The following is a 24621-nucleotide window of genomic DNA, read 5'->3' on the forward strand; positions in this document are numbered from 1 at the left end:
GATCATGCCCCCATTCCCCACGTCCAGCGTGCAGGCGGCCCGTACGGCTCTGGCCGAACGCCTGCGGGAACTGCGGCTGGACGCGGGGATCACGGGCAAGCAACTGGCTGAGCGTTGCGGGTGGTCGGTGGCCAAGTCCTCCCGCATCGAGAATGCCCGGACGGCGCCGGCCGACGCCGATATCCGGGCCTGGTGCAGCGCCTGCGGGGCGGACGTCCACGCCGAAGACCTGATTGCCGTCAACCGCCAGGCCGGCTCCATGTATACGCAGTGGAGACGGCTCCAGCGCACTGGCATGAAGCATCTCCAGGAGGCGTCCACACCGCGCTACGAGCGGACCAAGCTCTTCCGCGTGTACGCGTCGCACGTCGTCCCCGGGTTCCTCCAGACGACCGGTTACGCCAGCGCCCTGATGGGCACTATTGCCGGGTTCCGAGGTACTCCCGACGATGTGAGCGAAGCTGTCGAAGCCCGGATGCGACGCTCCCGGGTCGTCCATGAGGGCGATCACCGCTTCGCAACGCTGATCGAGGAGAACACCTTGCTCCACCGCATCGGGGACGCGGAGGTGATGTCCGCTCAGCTCGGATCGCTTCTGGCCTCGATGGCCTTGCCTTCCGTGTCGTTGGGCATCATCCCGGCCGTCGCTCCGCGCGAAGAGGTCATGTGGCCGGTGGAACAGTTCATGGTCTTCGACGACGAGCGGGTCCACGTGGAGCTGCTGGCCGCCCGGGTCACCGTCACCGCGCCCGGTGAGGTGGATATCTACCTACGGGCGTTCGCCAAGCTCACCGAGTTGGCGGTGTACGGGGCGGAGGCGCGGCGCCTGATCGTGAACGCGATCGAGTCCCTGCGCTGAGCCTCAGGGCGCGCCCGGGGTTGTCTTCCCCGTGCCCCTTCGGGACGCTGGCCGCCGCGATTCGGTCGCGGCCAGCACCGGGGGTAGCCGGCGTCCATGAGGCCTGCGGGCCGCACGTCGGCGAGGCCGAGCCGATCGTGGCCAGCCGTTACGTGCGCCGCACGGTCGGGTCGGGACGCGCGTCAGCCCCTCGGCCAGTGGTGGAGTTTCTCGGGGTTGCGGATCACCCAGATGCGTCTGATCCGGGCGCCCGCGACGTCGAACGCGAACACCGTGACGGTGGCGCCGTTTTGGTGAGCCACCAGACCGGGCTGGCCGTTGACCGTACGTTCCAGGAAGGTCATGTCGGCGGGTCTGCGGCGGGCGATTTCGATCCAGGCGTGCGCGATTTGGTCGCCGCCCTCGATGGGGTGCGGGAAGGTCGTGGCGAGGCCGCCGCCGTCGGCGGTCGCTGTGGCGTCGGGGTCGAGCAGGGCGATGAGGGCGTCGATGTCCCTGGCTTCCCAGGCCCGCTTGAAGTCTCTTACGACGCTGGCGTGTTGGGCCGCGGGAGTCGCGGTAGGACGCGAGGCCCGGATGCGGCGGCGGGCCGAGGACGCCAGTTGGCGGCATGCCGCCGGGGTACGGCCGACGATCGCGGCCACTTCGGCGAAGGAGTGGCAGAAGACGTCGTGGAGGACGAAGGCGACGCGTTCGGCCGGGGTCATCGATTCGAGCACGACCAGGAAGGCCAGGCCGACCGACTCGTCCAGAGTGACCCGGTCGGCCGGGTCGACGGTGACGGCGTCCGGCCGCGCGGCGCTCCACTCCGTACGTTCGGGCAGCGGCTCGGGGATCCACGCGCCCACATAGGTCTCCCGCCGGGCCCGGGCGGAGCCGAGCAGGTTGAGGCAGATGCGGCTGGTGACCGTCGTGAGCCAGGCGCCGGGGGATTCGATGGCGTCCCGCCGCCGCGGGGTCATGGCGTACCAGCGGGCGTAGGCCTCCTGGACGGCGTCCTCGGCCTCGGCCAGGGAGCCCAGGAGCCGGTAGGCGATGTTGGTCAGCTGGCGCCGCTCGCCCATGATCGCGTCCAGGCCGGGATCGGGCCGGGCGGGTCCTGGCCCGGATCGGGTGGTCATGGTGCCGACGGCTCCCTCGGTCGCAGCTGCCCTCACCGGTCCGACAAAACAGGCCCCTGGATTGTGAGGCCGGGGCATCGCCTCACATTCCGGCGGGCTGTGGTGTCGAACCGACGAGACGAACACATCATCCGGCGAACAGGAAGCTCGGAGACATCATGACCACCCCACAGCTGGCCACACCCTTCGGCGACCCGGCGTCCGCCCAGCGCCTGGAGCGGGCTGCCGCCGCGCTGACCGCACACGGTTTCACGGTGGAGATCCTCGATGACGCGGGCGCCGCGCGTACCCGCGTCGGAGAGCTGCTACCGGAGGGCGCCAGCGTGTTCACCGCGGCCAGCGAGACCCTCCGCCTGTCCGGCATCGATGAGGACATCAACGCCGGCGGGCGCTACCAGGCCATCAAGCCACGCGTCCTGGCGATGGACCGCGGCACCGACGCCGACGACATCCGGCGGGTGCTCGCCGGCCCCGACGTCATCGTGGGCAGTGTCGCCGCGCTCACCGAGACCGGCTCCCTCGTCATCGCCTCGGGCAGCGGTAGCCAGTTGCCCGCCTACGCCGGCGGCGCCGCCCGCGCGATCTGGATCGTCGGGGCGCAGAAGGTGGTACCCGACCTGGGCACCGCGCTGCGTCGGGTCGACGAGCACTGCCTCCCCCTGGAAAGCGCCCGCACCCAGCAGGCCTACGGGTGGCCCAGCTCCGTCAACCGCCTGCTCATCCTCAACGCGGAACACCTGCCCGGCCGAGGCACCGTCCTGCTGCTCCGCGAAGCCATCGGGTTCTGAATCAACGGGGGGTGTCGGGCGCCGAGTCAGCGGGCCAGCGGTGGCGGGTGCCCCAGGGACGGTGCTCGGCCCGGCGGAATGCCGCCGGCCAGCCACCCCCTAGCGGGCCACGCGGTGGCGAAGGTACACGACTCCCGAGCGGAAGGTACGGGTCTCGACGAGTTCGAGGTCCACCCGGCGCTCGCGCCGGGGGAAGAACGGGATGCCGCCGCCGACCAGCACGGGGTAGACCCTGGCCCGGTACTCGTCGATCAGCCCCGACGCGGCGGCCTCGGCGGCGAGGGTCGCGCCGCCGATCGCGATGTCGCCCGCGCCGCCCGGCTCGGCTCGCAGACGCTCGATCTCCTCGGCCAGGCCGCCGGAAGCCAGCCGGGCATGGCCCCGCACCGCCGACAGGGTGGTGGAGAACACCACCTTCGGGAGCGGCTTCCAGAGCGCGGCCCATGCGAGCAGCGAGTCGTCGAGCGACGGGTCCTGGTCGGCGGTCTCCCAGTACAGCATCGTCTCGTACAGCCGTCGTCCCAGCAGGTGGACGCCGACCTCCTGGAACTGGTCGGTGACGAAGCGAAAGACCTCCTCGTCGGGCGCCGACCAGTCGAAATCGCCGTCCGGCCCGACGATGTAGCCGTCCAGGGAGACGCTCATCGAACAGGTCACGCCGCGCATCAGAAGTCCTCCTCGGAAACGGGACGGTCATCGAGGCCGACGGGGGGCGCGCCTGGTCTCGCTCGCCTGAACCCTGTCCACCGCACTGTCGCTGGAGCCGGTCATGCGTCCGCGTCCGTGTCCCCCTCCCTCCCCGGGGTAACCGGGCGGGTATGAGGCGGTGGGCGAAGAACACGGGCCTGGTGGCGGTGCTGTACGCGGTGGGGGTGCTGTCGGTGCATTGGCCGCGGCACAGCCGGCACGGGGCGTCGTGGCCGACGTCGTTCGCGATAGCGGCGGTGGTCCTGCCGGTGGTGCTCGCCTTCCAGTGGTGGAAGGACCGACCGCCGCGCGTATGACCAGGTGTCAGCGGCCCGCTCAGCCGGTTGCCGCGGACAGGATGACGTCCACGAGCCGGTCCGCCGCGTCCGGCCGGCCGTGCGCGCGGGCCTGCTGGGCCATCGCGGCCCGGCGCGCGGGGTCGGTCAGCAGCGGTCCGGCCGCGCCGCGCAGGTCGTCGGCGGTGACCGCGCCGAGCAGGGCGACAGCCGCGCCGGCGTCCTCCAAGTGCCGGGCGTTGTGGGCCTGTTCGTTGCCGGCCGAGGAGGCGAGCGGGATGAAGACGGCCGGTTTGCCGAGCGCGGTCAGCTCGGCGAGGGTGCCCGCGCCGCTGCGGGAGATCACGAGGTCGGCCAGCGCCAGGACGTCGGGAAGCTCCGGGCCGACGAATCCGGTCAGGTGGTAGCGCTGCGCCAGGCCCGGGTGCAGCAGGGCGCTGTTACGGCGCAGATCCTCGACGTTGGCGGGGCCGCACTGGTGGATGACGTTGGCGCGCTCCAGCAGCCAGGGGAGCGCGTCGCGGACGACGTCGTTGATCTGCTGCGAGCCCTGCGCGCCACCGGTGACGTACACGGTGGGAAGCCGCTGGTCGAAGCCTCGCAGCCCGAGGGCCTCGACCGCCTTGCCTGGGTGGCCGGTCAGCACCTCGGGGCGGATCGGGTTGCCGGTGACCACCGCGATGTCCCGTACGGACTCCGGCAGCAGCGGCAGCGACGACTCCGACGAGACGGCGATCCGGGTCGCCGAGCCGGCCAGTTTGCGGTTGGCCAGGCCCAGGCGGACGGTCTGCTCGTGCAGCACCAGCGGGCGGTGGCACAGCCGGGCCGCCAGCCCGGCGGGGACGGCGACGTAGCCGCCGGTGGCGAGTACGACGTCGGGCCGGAAGCCGGCCACGATCTTGCGGGCCTGCGCGACGCCGAGCGGCACCCGGGCCATGTCCCGTACGTTCGCCGGCGACACCATCTTGAGCGGGTTGCTGGACCGGCGGATCTTGCCCGTGACGACGGTCGCGAACGCGATGCCCTCGGCCGGGGCGACCCGGGCCTCCAGGCCGTCCTCGGTGCCGATCCACAGCACGTCCAGCGTGCCGCCGTTCCGGGCGAGCCGGGATTGCAGCGTCCGGATCGCGGTCAGGGCGGGATACGTATGGCCGCCGGTACCTCCCCCCGTGACGATGAGGCGGAAGGTACGCGGGAGAGGGGAGGCGTGGTCCATTTCGCGCACACTACTGGGTGCGCCCCCTTGCGCCCCTCTGCGCCCCGCCCGGACGGTGGTCGCGCCGGGCTCCGCCGGGTCCCGGTCGGCCTTCGGGCCTGGCGCGTCCCGGTCGGCCTTCCGCCCCGGCGCGGTGGTCGGCTACTCGTCGTCGTCCGCGGGCCGGATGCCGAAGCGGGCCGAGATGCGGGCGAGTTCGGCCGGGTCGGAGATGCCCTGGAAGTCGTTCCTGGGGGTGTACGGAGCCTCCAGCCGGGTGATCTCCTCGGCGGTCAGCTCGACATCGACCGAGGCGACCGCGTCGGCCAGGTGCGCCGCCTTCGTCGCGCCGACGATCGGCGCGGAGACGACCGGCTTGGACCGCAGCCAGGCGAGGGCGACCTGGGCCCGGGAGATGCCGCGTTCGGCGGCGACGGCGCCGACCGCGTCGATGATGGCGCGGTCGCTGGCGGCCTGGCTGTAGAGGAGGTCGGCGTAGGCCCCGTCGGTGCCCGAGCGGGTGGTCTCCTCGCCGGGCGGGCGGGTGAGCCGGCCACGGGCCAGCGGGCTCCAGGGGATGGTGCCGACACCCTCGTCGAGGCAGAGCGGCAGCATCTCCCGCTCCTCCTCGCGGGCCAGCAGGTTGTAGTGGTCCTGCATCGAGACGTATCTCGCCCAGCCGTTCTCCGTCTGGAGCCGCAGCGCCTTGGCGAACTCCCACGCCTTCATCGAGGACGCGCCGAGATAGCGGACCTTGCCGGCCTTCACCAGGTCGTGCAGTGCCTCCAGCGTCTCCTCCATCGGGGTCGTCGGATCGTGCCGGTGGATCTGGTAGAGGTCGACGTAGTCGGTGCCGAGGCGGCGCAGGCTGTGGTCGATCTCGGTGAAGACCTCCTTGCGGGACAGGCCCGATCCATTGGGCCCGGAGCGCATGACGTGCCGGAGCTTGGTCGCGATCACGACCTCGTCGCGGTTGGCGAAGTCCTTCAGCGCCCGGCCGGTGATCTTCTCGCTCGACCCTTGCGAGTACAGGTTCGCGGTGTCGAAGAAGTTGATGCCCGCGTCGAGGGCCTGCTTGATCATGGGGCGGCTGCGTTCCTCGTCCAGCGACCAGACGGGGTGGCCGCGATCCGGCTCGCCGAAGGACATGCAGCCCAGGGCTATCGGGGAGACATCGAGACCGGTGGTGCCGAGTTTGACGTAGTACAAGGTGGGTTCCTTACGGGGTGATGCCCTCCGTTACAATCGGAGAGGTCTCCTGATCGACATTAACGGAGACCTCTCCGGAAGACAAGTACGGTCACGGAGCGCCGCCGGGCGCCACCCGGTACCCCCGAGCCGACCGCCCGACCGCCCGACCGCCCGACCGCCAGCCCGACCACCCGGCCGACCACCCAGCCCGCCAGCGAACAGCACGGAGCAACCGATGCCCGACCCGAAACCGACCGAGATGCGGGTCGACGCCCGGCACAACCGCACCCGCATCCTCGACATCGCCCACGATCTGCTCGCCGTCTCCAGCGACGCCTCGCTGAACTCGATCGCCAAGGCGGCGGGCGTCGGGCCGGGCACGCTCTACCGGCACTTCCCCACCCGGGAGGCACTGGTCCTGGCGGTCTACCGGTACGACATCGACCGGCACATCGCCTCGGTGCCGGGACTGCTCGGCGAGCGGCCGCCGCTGGAGGCGCTGACCAGGTGGTTCGAGGACCTCTCCGCGCTGATCCGCATCAAGCACGGCCTCGGCGACGCCCTGGACGCCACCACCAAGGACACGATCACCCAGGAGACCACCGGGCCCGTCCTCGGAGCCATCACGCTCATGCTCAAGGCCGGGGAAGCCGACGGGACGATCAGAGCGGGACTCGACCCCGCCGATGTCCTGCTCCTCATGAGCTGCCTGTGGCGCACCCCGGACACGGCGGAGGGCCGGGAGCAGAGCCGGCGCCTTCTCGGGACCATCTCGCGCAGCCTGCGAGGCTGAACGGACGCGTGCACCCGACGGCGCCCACCGGGCCGCGCCCACCGTCAGCGGCGGGCCGCCCGCTCGTAGGCGGTGACGTAGTGGAGGTAGCGGTCGGCGATCGGCCGTACGGTCTCGCCCTCGGTGGCCTGGCCGGCCAGGTGGGCGGCGAGCGGGTCCTCCCAGATGCTCCGGCCGATCGCGAAGCCCTCGAATCCGGTCACGCCCGCCGCCAGCGACAGCCACCGGTCGAGCACGGGTGCGGGCGCGTCGCGGCCGAGGACGACGCAGCGCACCTGGTCGCGGCCGCCCTGCTGCGCGGTGGCCACGGCCCGGGCGGCGTCCTCGGCGCTGTCGAGGCCCTCGATCTTCCAGATGTCGGGTTCCACGCCCGCCTGTTGCATCTCGGTGATGACCTGCCGGGTCAGCCGTGGACGCAGCGCCGTGTCGTAGTCCTGTCCCTGGTCGGCGCTCTGCTCGGCGGTCGCCGGTACGAGCAGTTCGAGCAGCAGTGAGCGTCCGCGGTCGTGCAGCGCACTGGTGACGGCCGCCAGGTCGTCCTGCTGGGCGCGGCGCCGGCCGGGATCGAAGCCGGGGTTGTCGCGGACCAGGATCTTGACGTGGTCGGGGTCGAACGCCTCGACGTGCTCCAGCCAGCGGTCCTCGCCGAGGGTGCCGTACTCCAGGGTGAACCAGTCCTCCCCGGACCGTTCGATCGGCATGGCCAGGACGAGTCCGGCGTCGCGCGCCTGCCGGGCGACGGGGGCGCCGTACCGCTCGTCGACGAGTACTCCGGTCCTCGCCCGGTCGGCGCCGATGTCCAGGGCGGCGAGCAGGCCCTGGAAGACCAGCTGCTTGCCGGCGGAGATCAAGGCGGCCTGGGCGGAGGTGGGTTCGCCCTTGATGCCGTAGACGGTACGGGCCAGCGACGCGCGGTGGTCCATGGCCAGCAGGAACAGCGAGGCGGCACTGGACGGGGCGGGCGCTTCGGATACGCCGTTCGGGTCGGTCATCGAGCTGTCCTCTCCAGTGGCGGAGCGGCCCCCTGACCGGCCGCGGCCGGTCCCGCCCGGCGGCCGGTGCCCTGGCACGGTGCCGGTTGTGGCAGCCAAACACGGCGGAGGCACCGGCGCCACCGCGGCGCGCGGACACCGCGCCGATGCGGCGGGCCGGGGCCCGGCGGGTCGGGGAGGGGTCGGTCGGGGAGGGGCCGCCCGCCGCTCACGGCCGGTCGCCCGATGGCTGGAGTAGCGTGGTGTGAAAGGGTGCGGATCGGGACATATCCGCGCCGTGTGAGGACTTCGGAGGCGGAGGGATACCCGGTGGACGAAGAGCGAGTCGGCCGTCTGGTCTCGGAGCTGCAGGGGCGGCGCGTCATGGCGCATGTGGAGCGCACGGGCGTGTACGAGTGCGGGATCCGGGTGGTCCTCGACAAGAATGTCGAAGCCATCTGGGACCTGGCCGGGGCCGGCCTTGACGCGGAGATCGTCAGCGACGGCGTACTGATCGGCTTTGTGCCGCATGTCGAAGGGTCGGAGGAATTCACCGACGCGCAGATCGTGGACTGTATCGCGACCACCCGTTACTCCCTGGAGGGCCTGCACGCGTCGCCGCGCGTCGCGGCCGAGGGGAAGTCCGAGGGGATCGATACGGGCCCCCGCGCCCAGCCGGTCTCCCCGCCGGCGGATGCCCCGCATCACGGCTGGGCGGACCGCCTCCGGCGCGGCAGGGGACGGCACAGCTGAGCACGCGGCGCGGCTGAGCACGCGGCGCGGCTGAACATCCCCCACGGCTGAGCGCACGGCGCGGCTGAACGTCCCCGTACGGCTGATCGTCCGGCACGCCGGAACGCGCGCCGCCCCCGCCGTCCGGTGCCGAAGCGTCCCGTTCACTCACTCGACGTCCGCCCGTCGCCCGCCCGCTGCCTCGGGCTGCGACGGTCGGTGGAAGTTGGCTGTACAACTTTCACCGCGAGGAGAGAACATGCCCGACAGGTCCGGTCTGCTGATAGGCGAGATGCCGGTGATGTGGCTGCGGGACAACTGCCCGTGCGGCCTGTGCCGGGACCCCCGGTCCGGCCAGAAGCTGTTCCAGATCAACTCGCTGCCCGCCGGACTGCGGGTGGAGAGCGTGGTCGAGGGGATCGGCGGCGGGCAGCGGTCGGTGGAGGTGGTCTGGGGGCCCGACGGACACCGGTCGGCGTACGCGGTGGAGTGGCTGGAGGCGAACCGGCCCGGTGGGGGAGACGGCGGCGACCGGCGCAGCGAGCACGGCAAGGAGCTGTGGCGGGCCGCCGACCTCGCCGGCCGACTGCCGGAGGCACGGTGGGAGGCGTACGCCGGGGACCCCGGCGTACGGGCGCGGATGCTGGAGGCGGTGCTGCGGGTCGGCTTCATGCTGCTGCGCGGCGTGCCGGAGCGCGCGGGGCAGGTGCTCGCGGTGGCGGAGACCTTCGGCCATGTCCGGGAGACCAATTACGGCAAGCTGTTCGACGTACGGGTCGAGCCCGATCCGAACAACCTCGCCTTCACCTCGGCGCGCATCACCCCGCACACCGACAATCCCTACCGCGATCCGGTCCCGACGCTCCAACTGCTGCACTGCCTGGTCAACGACGCCGAGGGCGGCGAGTCCGGTCTGGTCGACGGTTTCGCGGCGGCGGCGGAGCTGCGGAAAGAGGACCCGGCGGCGTTCGACGTCCTCACCCGTACGCCCGTGCCGTTCGTCTTCCGGGACGCCGGGACCGAGTTGCGGGCCGACCGGCCGCTGATCGACACCGACCCGCTCGGGCGGGTGCGCGAGGTGCGGTTCAACAACCGTTCCATCGGCACCCTTCGGCTGCCCGCCGCCGAACTGGAGGCGTTCTACGCGGCCTACCGCGCCTTCGCCGAGCTACTGCTGCGCCCGGAACTCCAGTTGGACCTGCGGCTGGCGCCGGGCGACTGCCTGCTGTTCGACAACACCCGCCTGCTGCACGCCCGTACCGCCTTCGCGCAGGACGGGGCACGCCACCTCCAGGGCTGCTACGCCGATCTCGACGGCCTGGCGAGCAGCCTGGCGGTGCTGCGGCGCGCGGACAGCCTGGAACCGCTGGCCGAACTCTTCGCCGGGGCCGGGGCGGCGGAGTATCTGGGCGAGTCCGTCACGATGGCGGAGCACATGCTCCAGGCGGGCGCGCGGGCCGAGGCCGCCGGGGCCCCGCCGCACCTGGTGGCCGCCGCGCTGCTGCACGATGTCGGCCACTTCGAGGGCGCGGACGGCGGCGTCAGCGGCCAGGACCTGATGGCGGGCACCGACAACCGCCACAGCCACACCGGCGCCGACCTGCTCGGCCGCTGGTTCGGGCCCCGGGTCACCGAACCGGTACGGCTGCACGTGGCCGCCAAGCGCTATCTGTGCGCGGTGGAGCCCGGCTACCACGACCGGCTGTCCGAGGCGTCGCGGTACACGCTGCGGGTCCAGGGCGGCGCGATGACCGGGGCGCAGGCGGCCGAGTTCGCCGCGCTGCCGGGGGCGGCCGACGCGGTCGCGGTCCGGCGCTGGGACGAGGAGGCGAAGGAACCGGCGGCGGTCACCCCGCCGTTCGAGCACTTCCTCCCGCTGCTCGCGGCGCTGCTCCGGGGGTAGCCGGGGCCGGCCGGGGTGGACCGGGGTGGGCTGGGGTCAGCCGGCGTCAGTGCGCGCGGGACCGGCCGGCCCGGCCGCCGCGTGCGGTCGGGCCCCCGTTAACCCTGGGAGCTGTGCCGCCGCGCCAGCGTCGAAGCGGCCACCGAACTGTGCACCGTAAAAGCGATCGTGCCGGGCAGATAGCGGTCCTCGGACCACTCCACCGGCAGGCCGAGCGGATCGGTGCTGCGGCGGCTCACCCGCAGCAGGGCCTGGCCGACCGGGCAGTCGAGCAGCCGGGCGTCGTCGGCGTCGGCCTCCACCAGGTCGATGGTGTGGTCGGCGTCGGTGAAGAGCACCCCGTGCCGGACGAGGGCCTCGGTGTGCGAGACCGCGTCGGGCGGGAGTTCGGCCACCAGCGCGCCCACCCGGGCGGCGTACCGGGAGCGTTCGACCATGACCGGCTCGTCGGACAGGGTCCGCACCCGCCGCACCAGATACATCTCGGCGCCCGGCTCCAGGCCCAGTTGCTCGGCCTCGACAGGCTCGGCGGGGCGCCGGACGATGCCGTCCACCCGGGCGCCGGGCCGCTCGCCTATGGAGAGCGCCCAGTTGGTGAAGCTCATCAGCTCCGAGAAGCTCTGCGCCCGCTTGCCGGCCAGCACCGTGCGCCGGGCGCCGCGCCGCGAGGTGACCAGGCCGTCCGAGCGCAGTACGCCCAGCGCGTGCCGGACGGTGCCCCGCGAGACGCCGTAGCGCTCCGCCAGCACTCCCTCGGGAGGCAGCTTCGTACCCGACGCGTATTCCCCGGCGGCGATCGCCTCGCGCAGCGCGGCCGCCACCCTGCGGTAGCGCAGACCGCCGTCCGGAGCGTCCTGATCCTCCAGCAACGTGGCCCCTGCGCCCTTCTGTGGTCTTCCGTTCGCCCGACCGGCGTTCAGACCTTACCCGCCCCCGCGTCCGGAGCCGAAGCGGGACCGGGGTGCGGCCGGACGGGACCGGCCAGGGCCCCTGCGGCCCCGCCCCGATCCCGCCCGGCGCGCGTCGTGCGTCACGCGTCACCCGCGAGGGGTCACACGCTGTGCGCCGTCCCCGCGTACCGCTGTGCGAAGCGCGTGCCCGTCCCCGCCGTGACCGTGAGGTCGTAGCGGCCCTCGTCGGTCCGCCAGGTCGACTGGGACCGGCCGCCGCCCTTGACCCAGACGACCTGCTCCTGGCCGGCCGCCTCGGTGAAGTCGTTCGGCGTGATGGTGAAGGCCACGTCCGTCTCGCCGTCGTTGCGCAGGTCGAACTCGATCTGCGCGTCCTGCGGCTTGTTGCTCCGCCGCAGCGTCGCCTTCACCGCGGGCACCGCCACGTCGTCCTGGCTCTGGCGGACGACGGTGCCCGCGAAGCGGCGGACGAAGCCGTCGGCGCCGTGCACCGAGAAGTCGTAGCGGCCGTCGGTCGTCGAGGCGTCCCACACATAGGTGCGCGACGAGCGCGGCGGGACGGTGAACGGCGTGCCGGTGAAGGGCAGCACGGCATTCGGCAGCACGGTGAAGTGGTAGCCGACCGTGCCGTCGTTGGTGAGCGTGCAGGTCACCTTGCCGGTGGCGCGGTCGACCGCGACATCCGCCCACGGCAGGTAGGGGAGCGGGCGGTGCGGCCGGTCGCCCTTCTCCTGTACGGGCATGGCCTGCTGGGCCGGCACGGTGACCGCCGGCAGTGAACTGGCCGCGTCCGCCTTGGCCATCAGCGCGACTGTGTCCGGCAGCGCGGGGATGCTGTAGTCCGGCTTGGTGAAGTCGAAGCAGCTGGTGAGGTCGCCGCAGACCTCGCGGCGCCAGTCGGTGATGTTGGGCTCCTGCACACCGGTCACGCGCTCCAGGAAGCGCACCACCGAAGTGTGGTCGAAGACCTGGGAGTTGACGTAGCCGCCGCGCGACCACGGCGACACGGCCCACAGCGGCACCCGGCTGCCCAGGCCGATCGGCTTGCCGTCGACGAACTCGTCCTTCGTGCCCGGCTCGGGGAAGGGCGGGATGACGTGGTCGAAGTAGCCGTCGTTCTCGTCGTACATCACCAGGAAGACGGTGTGCTTCCACACCTCGGGGTTGGAGAACATCGACTGGAGGGCGGTGTCCACCCAGTGGGCGCCGTAGTCGGGGCTGGCGTTGGGGTGTTCGCAGAACAGGTAGGGCGCCACCAGCCAGGAGACGGTCGGCAGCGTGCCGTCCTTGCAGTGCTGGTCGAACGCGGTCAGGTCGAACTTCGTCATCGCGTTGACATAACGCGGGTCGTCCTTCGGGAACGCGTGGAACTGCTTGAAGTACGACAGCGCGTTGTCGTCGTAGTCGCCGTTGCGGTCGTCGGAGCCGTCCGGGTTGTGGTAGACGCGCCAGCTGACGCCGGCCTTCTCCAGCCGCTCGGCGTAGGTCGTCCAGTCGGCGACCGGGTTCTCGGTGACCACCGTGTTGTCGGTGAAGGGGCCGGTGGTGCCGTCGGTGCCGGGGCCGGCCGTACCGGTCCACAGGTAGAGGCGGTTGGGGTCGGTGGGCCCGTTCAGCGAGCAGAAGTAGCCGTCGCAGATGGTGAAGGCGTCGGCCAGCGCGTACTGGTAGGGGATGTCCTGGCGGGCGAAGTAGCCCATGGTCCGCTCGCCCTTGGCGGAGACCCACTTGTCCATGGCGCCGCCGTCGACGGCGGTGTGGCCGCTGTCCCAGCCGTGGTCCAGGCCGGCCGCGTTCTGGGCGTTGTACTTGGTGGTGTCCATCCGGAAGGGCTGCAGATAGCCCTCGGCGCGGTTGTGGTCGGGCTGGCGGAACACCGGGTCGCCGGTGGGGAAGACCACCGACTGGCGGTCGGAGAAGCCCCGTACGCCGCTCAGCGTGCCGAAGTAGTGGTCGAAGCTGCGGTTCTCCTGCATCAGGATCACGACGTGCTTGACGTCGGCGATGCTGCCGTGCGGGGCGTTGTGCGCACCGCCGGACGAACCGCCGTCGTGGTCCGAGGAGTTGGTGGCGGCGTCGGCCGTGCCGGTCATGCCGGGCAGTCCGACCGTGGCGGCCGCCCCGGCGGCCGCGGTGGCGCCGATGAAGGCGCGGCGGCTGATCTCAGTCATGGAATGAAGTCCTTCGGGTCGTTCGGAGTCAGCCGCGGGCGGACAGGGAGAAGGTGACGACGGCGGCGGCGTGGTCGGAGGGCCAGCCGTTGGCGGCGGTGCCGGGCACCACCTGGGGCCAGCCGGTGAACAGGCTGTGCGCCTCTTCCACCTTCAGCGGTCCGCTGTACTGGACCTGGTCGATCCGGTCCTGCGGCTCGGCGCCGCCGCCGGCGTGCTGCGGCGTCACGGGGGACCAGGTGATGCCGGGCGCCTTGGCCGGGTTGGGGTTGGCCTCGCGGAAGGCGTCGTCGAGGCGGGCCTGCTCCAGCAGCTCGGTGACCGGCCAGCGGACCCTGCCCACACCGCCGTGCGCGGCGGAGGTCTTGTCGGTCCAGTCGAGGTGCGACGGCGAGGCGAGGCCGGCCGCCAGCACGACGGGCACGTCCGAGGAGATGTCCCGCCGCATCGCGGCCACCAGCGCCTGCGCCTGCCGGTAGCGGAGCGTCAGCTTCTCCGCCGCCTCGATCTGCGCGGCGCTGCGGCCGGCCAGCACCGCGTAGGGACCGTAGCCGGCCTCGTCCAGCTGGGCCGTCCACAGCCGCAGCGTACGGCCGCCGGGCAGCCGGACGGTGGCGGCGGCGGCCGGCAGGGCGGCGGTCGGCGCGACGAGGTCGGTGAGCGGATAGCGGCTCACGATGCCGAGACCGGCCGCGCCCTGGTAGGCCTGCCAGCCCAGCGCCTGGGCCAGGTCCTTGGCCCCGGTGCCGCCGCTCTCCTGGATCGCGACGACGTCCAGGCCCTGGGTGAGCACCAGCCGCAGCTGCTTCTCCAGGAATCCGTCGATGTGCGTGCCGGCGTCCCACAGGTTCAGCGTGGCGATCTTGATCTGGAGCCGGTCGCGGGAGGAGCGCACCGGCACCTGGACGGTGACGGTGTCGCTGCCCACCGCGCTGTCGGTGACCGCCACGACCACGCGGCCCGGCTTCTTCGACCCGAAGGAGGGCGCCTTGCCGCTGACGGTGCCGTCCTTGGCCACCGCCAGCCAGGAGTCACCGATGACCCGCGTGAAGGCGGGGGCGCCGGCGGCGTTGCCCGCCGGCCTGATCCACAGTCCGCCGAGCGCTACGGAGAAGGCCGAGCCCGCCGTCTGCGCGGCGGTCGTCAGGGCGTCCACCACCGCGTGCGGGCGCGGGATGACCGGGCGCGGGACGAAGCTGAAGGGGGCGGTGCGGGCGAGGATGCCGTAGCCGTCCTTGGCCAGCAGATAGGCGGTGTACGGGCCGCCGGTCAGGCCGGAGGTGTCCAGGGTGAGGTCGCCGGAGGCGGCCGGGGTGTAGTCCCAGACGAGCGACGAGCCGACACCGGGCAGCCGGCTGCCGTCGTAGATCCCGATCCAGTTCGTGGCGTCGGGCGCGTCGGTCGTCCAGTGGAAGGTGAGCGGGTCGCCCTCGTAGTACGGGGCGGCCGTGGTGACGGCGACGCTGTCGCTGCCCGGCGTGCCCGTGCCGCCCGTGCCGCCGCTGCCGCCGGTGCTCGCGGCGAAGGTGAAGGGGTCGGTCTGGGCGAGGATGCCGTAGCCGTCCTTGGCCAGGAAGTAGGCGGTGTACGGGCCGCCGGTGAGCTTGGAGGTGTCGAGGGCGAGTTCACCGGAGGTGCCGGTGACGTACGCCCATACGAGGGCGCTGCCGGTCCCCGGCTGGCGGGTGCCGTCGTAGACGCCGATCCAGTTCTTGGGGTCGGGCGCGTCGGTCGCCCAGGTGAAGGTCAGCTTGTCGCCCTGCTGCGGGGTCGTCGAGCTGACGGTGACGGTGCTGCCGGTTGCGACGGCACGTGAGAGGGGTGACACGTTTCTGGTTCCTCTCCGCCCGGGCGCCGTCGAGGCGGCACCCGGATGAGCCAAGTTGTCTATATAACTTGGCTCCAGCAAGCCCTCCCCGGGCGACGAACCCGTGAACGAGGGATGGCCGCAGTCCGGGTGGGAAGCGGAAATCTGAAGTTTTACCTCGTACTGACACGTACCGGGTCAGCGGCGCTCGCGGATCGTGCGGCGCCGCACCTGGTGCTCGTGGAAGGCCCGGCCCAGCATCGCGCCGCCGTAGACGACGAAGCCGACGCCGACGAGCCACGACTGGAGGACCAGGACGGTGCCGAAGGGGCCATAGGTCACCGCGTTGGAGGCGAGCAGCGGCGAGAAGACAAGGATGGAGAAGATGTGCAGCCCGAGCAGCCCGAGGGCGGTGGCCACCGAACTCGGCAGCAGGGCCCGCCACAGCACCCGCTGGTTGAGCAGGAAGCGCTGGGACCACCAGAAGAACAGCAGTGAGAGCACGAGTTCGCCGGCGCCGGACCAGGTCTGCTCCGCGGTGTTCCCGGTCGGGGTGGTGATCTTGATGGACAGGATGAGGAAGCCGATCAGCACCGCCAGCCACAGCACATGACGCCAGGCGGAGCGCCACTTGGCCGGGGCCAGGCCCCACGCCTTCTCGTAGCCCGTCTTCAGCGTCGACCCGAAGGACAGGCCGAATACGGCGAGGGCGGCGATGCCGAAGGCGGTCGTACGCCGCAACGCCTCGGCCGGGTTGCCGAACAGCTCGGTGATGGGCCCGCGCGAGGACTCCGACACCCCGAGCACCCGCACCAGCCACTGCCCGGCCCCCAGCCCGCTGCCCGGGTCCACCGCCGCGATCAGCAGCAGCAGCGGTACGAGCGTCAGCAGCGCGAGGGCCGCGAAGCCCAGCGACCGCGACATCAGTTCCAGCTCGATGCCGCGCCGCACCACCAGCCCAGCGAACGAATCGGCCAGCGCGCGGCTCCGCTCTCTCCACCGATGCCATCGTGGCGACGCGCCTGGGTGTCTCCGATTCACATATCGCTTCATACCCGTACACAGCGTCCTGCCCAAACACCCGGCGGCGGAAGTCGCGGCGGGCCTGGGCGGGGGCGGCCGGGCGGCGGCTGTCAGGAGCGCAGGTGGGCCAGCACGGATCGGAACGCCGCCCGCACCGCCCGACGGGTCTCGTCGGTGTGGTCGAGGGTCTCGAAGCCGTGGTGGGCCAGCGGGACGTCGATCAGCTCGACGCCGGCCCCGGAGTCCTCGGCGGCGGTCAGGAACTCCTCGACCGTCGCGGCGATCTCTGGCGACTCCAGGCCCACCCGGGTCAGCACGATCGGGAGCCGGCCCGCGCCGCGCACCGCGGCCGAGGGGCGGAAGCGGGATTCGGCCAGACCCCAGTTCGGCGGCGGCGCGAGCACGGGATAGCTGGCAGCGAGGCAGCGCAGCCACGGCGGGGGAGCGGCGAGCCAGTCGGTGGCCAGCAGGCCGCCGGCCGAGAAGTGCCACAGCGCGATCCGGTCCGCGTCCACCCGGGGGTCGGCCCGCACCAGCTCCACCGCCTCGGCGAGATCCTCGGCGGCGCGCCCGAAGTCGCCGAGGCCGTGCAGCCGGTGGTCCAGCGTCACACCGAACACTCCCTGGCTCGCCGCGTAGCGGGCGTAGCCGACGAAGGCCGGCCAGTCGCGCGGGGTCGGCCGGCGGTCGGGGGGCACGGGCCCGCCGTGGACGAACAGCACGGCCGGGCGGGGCCCGTCGGTGCCGGCGTCGGGTGGATAGAGGTCGACCCGTCCGACCCGCTCGCGGGGCCGCTCGGGCACGTCCAGCAGGAACGGCCGGCCGCTCATGGTCTCCTCGCCCGCCCTGGCCGTCACCCGCTGACCCCGGCCGGCCGCGGCCCGCAGCAGTACGCCGGCCAGTTCGCCGGGGACGGAGAGCATCGGCCAGTGCCCGGCGCCGATCTCGATGAAGTCCACCCAGGGCTCGCCGAGCAGCCGGAAGCGCGGGTCCCCCAGCGCCATCACCGTCTCCACCATGCCGATGCTCGACCCGTTGCCCGTGCACAGGACGCCGGTCACCGGCACGCGGTCCGCCGCCCCGGACAGCCGCAGCGGCTGCTCGATCGTGCCGAGCGGCTGCGGTACGGCCAGGCCGGCCAACCGGTCCAGCGCGTCCTCGGTGAGATCGGCGGTGCTGCCCCAGAGCGGCCACTCCGCGCGGGACGGGGGCGGGATCAGCCGGTCCTTGTCCTCCTCGGCCCGTTTCAGCAGCCGGTCGCGGACGCCCTGATCGGGGATCTGGTCGAGTACCGACTCGCCGTCCCGCGGCAGCCCCGAGTCGAGGTAGACGATCCGCCCGATCCGCTCCGGCCGCCGGTCGGCGGCCCCCAGCACCGGGTGGACGCCGAGACCGTGCCCGACGAGCACCACCCGCGGCTCGTCCACCGCGTCGATCAGCCGCAGCAGGTCCCCGATGTGGGTGTCCAGATCCGTATCGGGCCCGGCCGCCGGGGCGGCCTCACCCATCCCGGTGAGCTCCGCCGGATACACCTCCGCCCCCGCCTCGCGCAGCTTCGCGGCCACCTCCCGCCACAGCGGGCCACCGGTCCAGGGACCCGAAACCAGTACGAACGCCGTCATGATCGCCTCCTGGTGCTCACCCCGGTTCGCACCGGTCCGGTACGTGCCGCTGTGCTCCCAACTCCCCCTGGGGGAAGTCAAGTCGCGCCCTACGACGGTAACCGCGGCGGCGCGCGGCGCGCACGGCCGCCCGGCAGCGACGCGGCGGTTTGCGCAGCGGCCCTGGGTGTCGGGCTGGCGGAAATCGGCCGTTCTGAGGTCACCCGTAGTGACGTCGGGACCGCAGAGGGGCATGCTGGCCCAAAGGAGCCTCCTGATCTGAGAGGATTCCGGCACCTACGACGGCGGGTTGACTGGAGGCGGGGAGTGGCGCGTATCGCGCGCGGCGCGGGCGGGCGGGAGCTCGTCTTCGACTCCTGGGGTGATCCGCGTGGGCACCCCGTCTTCCTGCTGCACGGAACGCCCGGCAGCCGGGAGGGGCCCCGGCCGCGCTCGCTGGTGCTCTATCAGCTAGGTATCCACCTGATCGCGTACGACCGTCCCGGCTACGGCGGTTCCACCCGTCTGCCGCAGCGCTCGGTGGCGCACGCAGCCGACGACGTGCTGGCCATCGCTGACTCCCTCGGGGTGGACGCCTTCTCGGTGGTCGGCCGGTCCGGAGGCGGCCCGCACGCCCTCGCCTGCGCGGCTCTCCACCCCGGTCGGGTCCGCAGCGCCGGAGTGCTGGTGAGTCTGGCGCCGCCGGATGCTCCGGAACTCGACTGGTTCGAAGGTATGACGGAGTCGAACGTCCGCGAATACCGCAACGCTCGGGAGAATCTGGAGGTTCTGCAGGCCACCTTGGTGCAGAACGCGGACGCCATGCGGGCTGATCCGATGGCCCTGCTGACGGACCTTGACCACGAGATGCCGGATGTCGACCGTCAGGTGGTGGCGGACGCTGGCATCCGGAACATGCTGCGGCAGAATTTCCTGACCGGCGTGGGGAAGAGCGCCGACGGGTGGATCGACGACGCGGTGTCCTTCTGCAAGCCGTGGGGCTTCGATCCGGGGGACATCACCGTTCCCACCCTGCTGTGGCACGGCGAGCGCGATGTGTTCTCGCCGGTCGGACACTTCCAGTGGCTGGCCCGCCGGATCCCGCGGGCCACGGTGGTCCTCCAGCCATCGGTGGCGCATTTCGCCGCCGTCCCGGTACTGCCGAAGGTGCTCGGCTGGCTGCGGGAACAGGCGAAGACGGCCGCGCCCGAGGCCACGACCGTGTGAAGCCGTTCCATTGGATCGGAGTTCGTCAAGACCGTGTGAGCCTCACACCGGATGCGGGTCGAGTTCCAGTCCGACCCGTTCCCCCCTCCTCAGCCGCACCACCCGCGGGTGCTTGCTCCCCAGCTTCAAGGCCAGGATGTCGAGACCGGTCTCGGCCAGTTCCCGGGCCTCGTCGGCCCGGCCCGCAGCAGCGAGCAGGATCGAGAGGTTGGCCGCGCAGATGAGGGTGGAGGGGTGGTCGGCCCCGAGGCTGGCGCGCAGCGCCGCGTACGCCTCGCGGTAGTGCCGCTCCGCCCGCTCGGTCTCGCCGAGGGCCGCGTTGGCGTTGGCGAGGTTCACCTGGCAGTTCATGCTGAACGGGTGCTCCGCGCCGAGCAGCCTCTTCAGTGAGGTCCTGGCCCGCTCCCCCAGTGCCTGCGCCTCGCTGAGCCGCCCGATGCTCAGCAGGTTGACCGCGTGGTTGACCGCGCAGGCCAGCGTATTGGGGTGGTTGTCGCCCAGCACGGTCCGGAACTTGTCGAGCAGTTCCGCGGTCTCGTCGTACGCCTCCTCGTGGCGCTCGGCCGCCGCGAGATGGCCGGCCAGACCCAGCCGGACCACCAGCGTCTCCGGTGAGTCGTCGCCGAGGCGCCGCCGGCAGTTGTCCAGTACGCCCTGGCTGAGTTCGATGGCCTCGGGAAGCCGCCCCAGCCGGCGCAGGGTGACCGCCAGTGCCTTGGCAGCCTCCTGTGCGGAGGGGGACTCCGGGCCCAGGTTGGGCAGTCGGCCCGCCAACTCGTAGGCGCCGCGGAGCGTTTCCTCCGACGCTTCGTAGTCGCCGCACGAACGCTGGTCGCGGCCGAGGTTGATGATGGACGACAACGTGTAGGGATGGTCGGAGCCCAGCGTCTCCGCCCGGTGGTCCCAGTTCTCCTTGTCCACGAACCGGGCGGCGAAGCAGTCCCCGGCCATCCGCATCGACACCGCCAGGTTGTTGGCGGCCACGAGGGTGCGCGGGTGGTCCTCGCCGAACAGATCGACCGACCGGTCGTATGTCTCACGGTCGATGTCGAGCGCCTCACGGACTCGACCGACCGCGCGCAGGTCGGCGGTGAGGCTGCCTGCCGTCATCAGGGTCTGCGAGTCGTCGTCGCCCAGCACGGCCCGCTGCCGGACGATGACGTCCTGGTCGATGTCCAGCGCGCTCTGGTACCAGCCCTGCGCGCGCAGCAGATTGGCGATCTGGAAGCGCAGGTGCAGCGTCCACCGGTCGTCGGGGCCTGCCCCCTTCTGCCAGCGGACCAGCAGGTCCTCGCCGAGTTCAACGGCCTCCTGGTACTCACCGCGGGCGCGCAGATAACGGAGCCATTCGGTCATCAGGCGGCGGATGCGGTCGTCCAGGGAATGCCTGGTCCACGGAGTTTTGAGATGCGGCCAGATGGTGTTGTAGCGCGGCCAGTTCTCCGGGCCCTCGACATCGCCCTCGGAGGGCCGGGCACCGCTGAGCACATTGCGTACGGTGCTGCGGGCGGCCTCCTGCTCCTCCTCGGTCATCGACGAGCGGACGGCGGCCTGGACGAGCCGGTGGACCTTGAGGCTTCGGCTCTTGCGGTCGACCTGAGCCAGTGCGTAGCGGCTGAGCTGCTGGGTGGCCCGGGAGACCAGCGCCGTGCCCTCGCTGGCCGGCTGGAGGGCGCTCAGCGACTCGCCCACCTCCTTGCCGTGCAGCAGGTCCAGGGCGATGGGGTCGGCACCGAAATGCGCGCAGAGCTGGAGCAGACGATGGGCGACCGGGGAGTTCAGCCGCTGGATGGAGATGTTCCAGGTGGCGGCCACCTGGAGCGGGTAGGCGTCGGTGGCCGGCCCCGGGACCAGATCGGCTAGTTGGCGTTCGAGTTGGCGCAGGTACTCGGCCGCCTCCTGACCGGTCTCGTTGAACCATGCGGCGGCCTGGTCGATGGCCAGCGGGAGGTCTCCCAGCGCCTCGGCGACCGCGTCGGCCTCCTCGGCGCTGATCGCGGACACCCGGTGCGAGAGGTGCTCGACGCTCTCGGCGCGGGTGAAGACCTCGACTTCGACGCGCGCGGCGATCTGGGCCCAGCCCTCGTTGCGCGTGGTGATCACCACATGGCCGCTCGGCCGGTTGACCAGCAGACGCTCGATCGACTCCGGGGTGGTCGCGTTGTCGAAGATCAGCAGCCATCGGTCGTACTTCGTGCCGCGGCGCAGGGCGTCGCGCACCGCGTCGGCGGTCGCGCTGATGCTGTCCCGCTCGGCGACATCGAGGTGCGCCGCCAATTCCGCGTACTGGCGCAGGGCGAGGTCGCCGAATTCCGACTCGATCCACCAGACGACGTCGTAATTGCCCTGATAGCGGTGGGCATACTCGGTGGCCAGCTGCGTCTTGCCGACGCCGCCCATGCCGTGCAGCAAGGTAGCGGTGCCGCTCTCCGCGAGCCGCTGGCGCAGGCTCTCCAGCATGTCGTCGCGCCCGGTGAAGGCGGCGTTGCGCACCGGGACCGACCATACGGGCGGTTCGGCCCCGGGGTAGCGCGGGCGGCCCTCGGCGGCGTCCGCGGGGTGTTCGAGCGGCGCCACCGGCGCGTCCATGGCGCGCAGCAGGGCGCTGCGGGCCGCCGCTTCGTTCAGGGCGCTCAGGTCCACCGGGGTGCGGTCGGAGAACGGATGGCCGAGCCGGACGTCGCCGACCCGGATCGGGACCAGGGTGCGGCGCGAGCCCATCGGGTCCGCGGCGGCCACCGCCTCCCACACCGCCCTGGCCTGGGGGGACTTCTGGTAGGCGGCCGAGAGCACCGCGACCGTGCGGGATGCGGCGCGTACCTTGCTGTCGGTGTCGTCCCGCAAGGGGACGCCGGCGCCGGCGCCGGCGTCGGACCGCGCGTCGCCCACGGTGAATCCGGCCTCGCTGAGTACCCGGGTGATCCAGTCCGCCCACATCCGGTCCTCCGGCACATGGCTGAGGAAGACGTGGGTGGGGTCCGGCGGGCGGCGCCGGACCACGGATTTCAGGTAGTTCTGGCGTTCCTCCTCGGTCATCGGGGCGAGCGAGGACACGTCGCCTTCGGTGATCACCTCGGTCAGCCGCTCGCAGGCGGCCAGCAGCGAGGCAGGGGTGCCCTGCTCGTCGCGGAAGGTGGCGAGGATCTCCTCGTAGGCGTACGTCGCCTTGTACGGGACCTCCACACTGCCCCAGTAGCGCCGCGCGTCGACATGCGGGGTGCGGGCCAGTAACTGGTCGAAGGTGAGCCGGACTTTGGCCCGGGCGGCCTCCAGCCGCTCCGCCTCCGAGTCCTCGACCCGCATCGGGACCGGCAGTATCCGGATCCGGCGGTCCCCGTAGGTGTCCTCCACCCGGCGGGCGACTGCCGCCGCGCCCTCGATGCTCTGGTCGTTGTGGGTGAAGCAGTTCACCAGGACATCGGGGAAGTGAATGGTGCAGATGTCGGAGATATCGCTCAGGCCGGTGCGGCTGTCGATGAGCACGTAGTCGTACGCCTGTCGGAACTGCGAGCACAGCGCGTCCAGGAACTCGCCGCCGAACTGTTCCTCGTAGAAGCGGTTCCAGTTGAATTGGGAGAAGATCGACGAGTAATTACGGTCCTGGCGGCCGGCCGAGATGTACTCCAGCCGCCCGCCCCCCGGGAAGCGCCAGTTCAGTGGGGACACCGCCTTGGCGATGTCGGCCTGACGGGTGATCCAGCCGCCGAGCCGGGCCGCCTCTTCGGGCCCCGGACGGCTGCCGCGCAGCGCGTCGGTCACCCGCAGCATGTAGTCGTTGATCAGGTCCAGCACACCGGGGCGGTCGCGCAGCGCGTTCGGTTCGAGGAAGGGGCGCAGGAAGCGGTCGAGTCCGGGCGCTTCCAGATCCCAGTCCACCACTAGCACGTGCTTGCCCTGCGAGGCGAGGATCCAGGCCGTGTTGGCCAGCGCCATGGTGCGGCCCGTGCCGCCCTTGTAGCTGTAGAAGGTGACGATCTTGCCGTTGTATGGGCGGGTCGGTACGCCGGTCACGGTCGGTCCTCCTGGTCACCGCGGGGCTCAGCCGGGTCCGGGACGGAGGTGACCGTTCCGTCGGGGCCGGTGTGGCGCCGCTCCGCGGCGGAAGCGGATGATCTGCTCGATCTGGTCGAGAATGCTATCGGAGCGCGGTTCAGATAGTGCTGGGCCGCACTGTCGGCGAGTTCCATGAAGCGGGAGTTGAACGCCTCGGAGTTCTCGATGCCGGCCGCCGCCATCCGCTGGATGAAGCGCCCGCCGGCCAGCCGCCGCGGCAGCGCCGAGCCGAGCAGGTCGCCCAGTTCCCGACGCCTCAGGTCGGTCTGGGGATCGTCGGCCAACGGCGTCAGCACCGTGACCCAGGGCAGATCCCGGGCGTCGAAGGCCCGGAGCCGCTCGACGGCCGCCGGGTCGTAGAGGATCCACGGATCGAGGATGAGCACCCAAGGGCTGGTGACCTCCTCCAGGCCCAGGAACACTGGTTCAGCCTGGTCGAAGGTGCGGACATCGGGCGCGAATCCGAGGTTGCGGGCAAGTCCGGCCGTGCGTTCGGCAAGCGAGGCGCCGAAGTTGTCGCTGAAGGGCTGCCAATCGCGCGGCCCCGGTCCGTACTTGGTGTCCGCGCGGTCCGGGGGCAGGTGGTCGAGGTCCGGGGCGAACACGGCGATGCCCAGCGGGTGCCAGGGCGAAGCGGCGAACGCGTCCGGGAGATCCCCCAGCGCCGCCGGTTCCGTCGCGGTCGGGGAGGTCTCGGGTATCTCCCGCGCGGCGGCCTGCACCACACACTGGGCGATCCGCCGTACACACTGCGCGTACGCCCAGGATCGGTCGGTGTCCTGGCGCAGGCCGTACAGCCCGTTCTCGGCGTAGAACTCCAGTGCCTTCGTGTCGACCGGGACCGCGGTGGCCGGCGCTTCGGGCACCGGCAGCTCCAGATCGACGATCACCGGGCGCGCGGTGATCGGTACCGGGGTCCACAGTACCGGCAGCAGGGCTCCCGGCGGGAACCGATGGGTGAAGGCGTGCCATTGCCGGCCGCAGGACGCGTCCGTGAAGTAGCGGCGGGAGACCAGCGGAATGAAGCTGCCGCAGCCGAGCAGAGCGCGTGCGGTGCGCTCCGCGCTGTGGCCCGGCTGTTCGACGTACCCGACCGGTGTCCGGGCGGACGCTCCCGACATCCGCGCCACCTCCGCGCTCAGGTCGGCGTAGAACTCGCCCACGTTCTTGTCCGGCAACGGCCGTCCGGGTGCCGCCTGCTCGCCCGGTGCTGGGGTGGCGGCGTAGCTGAGGAAGAAATACGGCGATGCGTCGTGGACGCTTGAGGCGGGACGGCTGCCATACATCAGGAC

19 protein-coding genes are annotated in these 24621 nt (G+C 71.9%); 7 read left to right on the plus strand and 12 right to left on the minus strand.

All coding sequences use genetic code 11. The annotated features are described in order from the left end of the window. Positions 1-4: 4 nt before the first annotated feature. Positions 5-859, plus strand: coding sequence for a helix-turn-helix domain-containing protein (locus tag ACFO3J_RS30065; RefSeq protein WP_386436059.1), 855 nt, complete (start codon positions 5-7; stop codon positions 857-859). Positions 860-1041: 182 nt separating this feature from the next. On the opposite strand, the gene sigJ is transcribed toward ACFO3J_RS30065, so the two are convergent. Continuing rightward, a complete protein-coding gene (sigJ, locus tag ACFO3J_RS30070; RefSeq protein ID WP_386436062.1) occupies positions 1042-1980 on the minus strand; it encodes an RNA polymerase sigma factor SigJ in 939 nt (312 codons plus the stop codon). Positions 1981-2138: 158 nt separating this feature from the next. On the opposite strand from sigJ, the gene ACFO3J_RS30075 reads away from it, so the two are divergent. Beyond that, complete coding sequence (locus ACFO3J_RS30075) at positions 2139-2768, plus strand: LUD domain-containing protein (RefSeq protein ID WP_386436065.1); 630 nt, start codon at positions 2139-2141, stop codon at positions 2766-2768. A 99-nt stretch (positions 2769-2867) separates the two neighbouring features. Here ACFO3J_RS30075 and ACFO3J_RS30080 read toward each other — a convergent pair whose 3' ends face one another. Continuing rightward, positions 2868-3434, minus strand: a complete 567-nt coding sequence (locus ACFO3J_RS30080; protein WP_386436068.1) for a dihydrofolate reductase family protein — start codon at positions 3432-3434, stop codon at positions 2868-2870. A 152-nt stretch (positions 3435-3586) separates the two neighbouring features. Here ACFO3J_RS30080 and ACFO3J_RS30085 point away from each other — a divergent pair, with 152 nt between their 5' ends. Then, positions 3587-3772: a hypothetical protein gene (locus tag ACFO3J_RS30085; protein WP_386436071.1), complete on the plus strand. Its 186-nt coding sequence runs from the start codon at positions 3587-3589 to the stop codon at positions 3770-3772. A gap of 19 nt (positions 3773-3791) precedes the next feature. Here the strand turns inward: ACFO3J_RS30085 and ACFO3J_RS30090 are convergent, their stop codons facing one another. Then, positions 3792-4967 carry a UDP-N-acetylglucosamine--N-acetylmuramyl-(pentapeptide) pyrophosphoryl-undecaprenol N-acetylglucosamine transferase gene (locus ACFO3J_RS30090; protein ID WP_386436073.1) on the minus strand — a complete coding sequence of 392 codons (1176 nt, stop codon included), beginning with the start codon at positions 4965-4967 and terminating at the stop codon, positions 3792-3794. 141 nt (positions 4968-5108) lie between these two features. Further along, positions 5109-6155 (minus strand): aldo/keto reductase, encoded by a 1047-nt coding sequence (locus ACFO3J_RS30095; protein ID WP_386436076.1) that lies wholly within the window; start codon positions 6153-6155, stop codon positions 5109-5111. A gap of 217 nt (positions 6156-6372) precedes the next feature. Between ACFO3J_RS30095 and ACFO3J_RS30100 the strand changes: the two genes are divergently transcribed. Next, positions 6373-6930 carry a TetR/AcrR family transcriptional regulator gene (locus tag ACFO3J_RS30100; protein WP_386436079.1) on the plus strand — a complete coding sequence of 186 codons (558 nt, stop codon included), beginning with the start codon at positions 6373-6375 and terminating at the stop codon, positions 6928-6930. Positions 6931-6974: 44 nt separating this feature from the next. Here ACFO3J_RS30100 and ACFO3J_RS30105 read toward each other — a convergent pair whose 3' ends face one another. Next, entirely contained in the window at positions 6975-7922 is a 948-nt protein-coding gene (locus ACFO3J_RS30105) for a 2-deoxy-5-keto-D-gluconate 6-phosphate aldolase domain-containing protein (protein WP_386436082.1), read from the minus strand. Between the two features lie 309 nt (positions 7923-8231). On the opposite strand from ACFO3J_RS30105, the gene ACFO3J_RS30110 reads away from it, so the two are divergent. Both ACFO3J_RS30110 and tmpA read left to right on the plus strand, forming a co-directional pair. Further along, positions 8232-8654, plus strand: coding sequence for a hypothetical protein (locus ACFO3J_RS30110; protein ID WP_386436084.1), 423 nt, complete (start codon positions 8232-8234; stop codon positions 8652-8654). 238 nt (positions 8655-8892) lie between these two features. Beyond that, positions 8893-10536: a 2-trimethylaminoethylphosphonate dioxygenase gene (gene tmpA, locus ACFO3J_RS30115; protein ID WP_386436087.1), complete on the plus strand. Its 1644-nt coding sequence runs from the start codon at positions 8893-8895 to the stop codon at positions 10534-10536. A 98-nt stretch (positions 10537-10634) separates the two neighbouring features. On the opposite strand, the gene ACFO3J_RS30120 is transcribed toward tmpA, so the two are convergent. The 5 genes from ACFO3J_RS30120 to ACFO3J_RS30140 all read right to left on the minus strand — a co-directional run bounded on the left by ACFO3J_RS30120 (position 10635) and on the right by ACFO3J_RS30140 (position 18070). Beyond that, on the minus strand, positions 10635-11405 hold the full coding sequence (locus ACFO3J_RS30120; protein ID WP_386436090.1) for a GntR family transcriptional regulator: 771 nt from the start codon (positions 11403-11405) through the stop codon (positions 10635-10637). 182 nt (positions 11406-11587) lie between these two features. Further along, positions 11588-13618, minus strand: coding sequence for a phosphocholine-specific phospholipase C (locus ACFO3J_RS30125; RefSeq protein WP_386436093.1), 2031 nt, complete (start codon positions 13616-13618; stop codon positions 11588-11590). Between the two features lie 28 nt (positions 13619-13646). Further along, positions 13647-15446, minus strand: coding sequence for a hypothetical protein (locus ACFO3J_RS30130; RefSeq protein WP_386436096.1), 1800 nt, complete (start codon positions 15444-15446; stop codon positions 13647-13649). Between the two features lie 177 nt (positions 15447-15623). Then, positions 15624-16379: a YhjD/YihY/BrkB family envelope integrity protein gene (locus tag ACFO3J_RS30135; RefSeq protein WP_386436099.1), complete on the minus strand. Its 756-nt coding sequence runs from the start codon at positions 16377-16379 to the stop codon at positions 15624-15626. A gap of 179 nt (positions 16380-16558) precedes the next feature. Next, entirely contained in the window at positions 16559-18070 is a 1512-nt protein-coding gene (locus ACFO3J_RS30140) for an alpha/beta hydrolase (protein ID WP_386436102.1), read from the minus strand. Positions 18071-18376: 306 nt separating this feature from the next. Here ACFO3J_RS30140 and ACFO3J_RS30145 point away from each other — a divergent pair, with 306 nt between their 5' ends. Then, complete coding sequence (locus ACFO3J_RS30145) at positions 18377-19276, plus strand: alpha/beta fold hydrolase (RefSeq protein ID WP_386436105.1); 900 nt, start codon at positions 18377-18379, stop codon at positions 19274-19276. Positions 19277-19318: 42 nt separating this feature from the next. On the opposite strand, the gene fxsT is transcribed toward ACFO3J_RS30145, so the two are convergent. Further along, a complete protein-coding gene (gene fxsT, locus ACFO3J_RS30150; protein WP_386436108.1) occupies positions 19319-23287 on the minus strand; it encodes an FxSxx-COOH system tetratricopeptide repeat protein in 3969 nt (1322 codons plus the stop codon). Then, entirely contained in the window at positions 23284-24615 is a 1332-nt protein-coding gene (gene fsxC, locus ACFO3J_RS30155) for an FxsC protein (RefSeq protein WP_386436111.1), read from the minus strand. The genes fxsT and fsxC overlap by 4 nt, the downstream gene beginning before the upstream one ends. Positions 24616-24621 lie beyond the last annotated feature (6 nt).

This window comes from Streptomyces polygonati (genome assembly GCF_042650325.1).
In the GTDB taxonomy this organism is placed as follows: Bacteria; Actinomycetota; Actinomycetes; order Streptomycetales; family Streptomycetaceae; genus Actinacidiphila; species Actinacidiphila polygonati.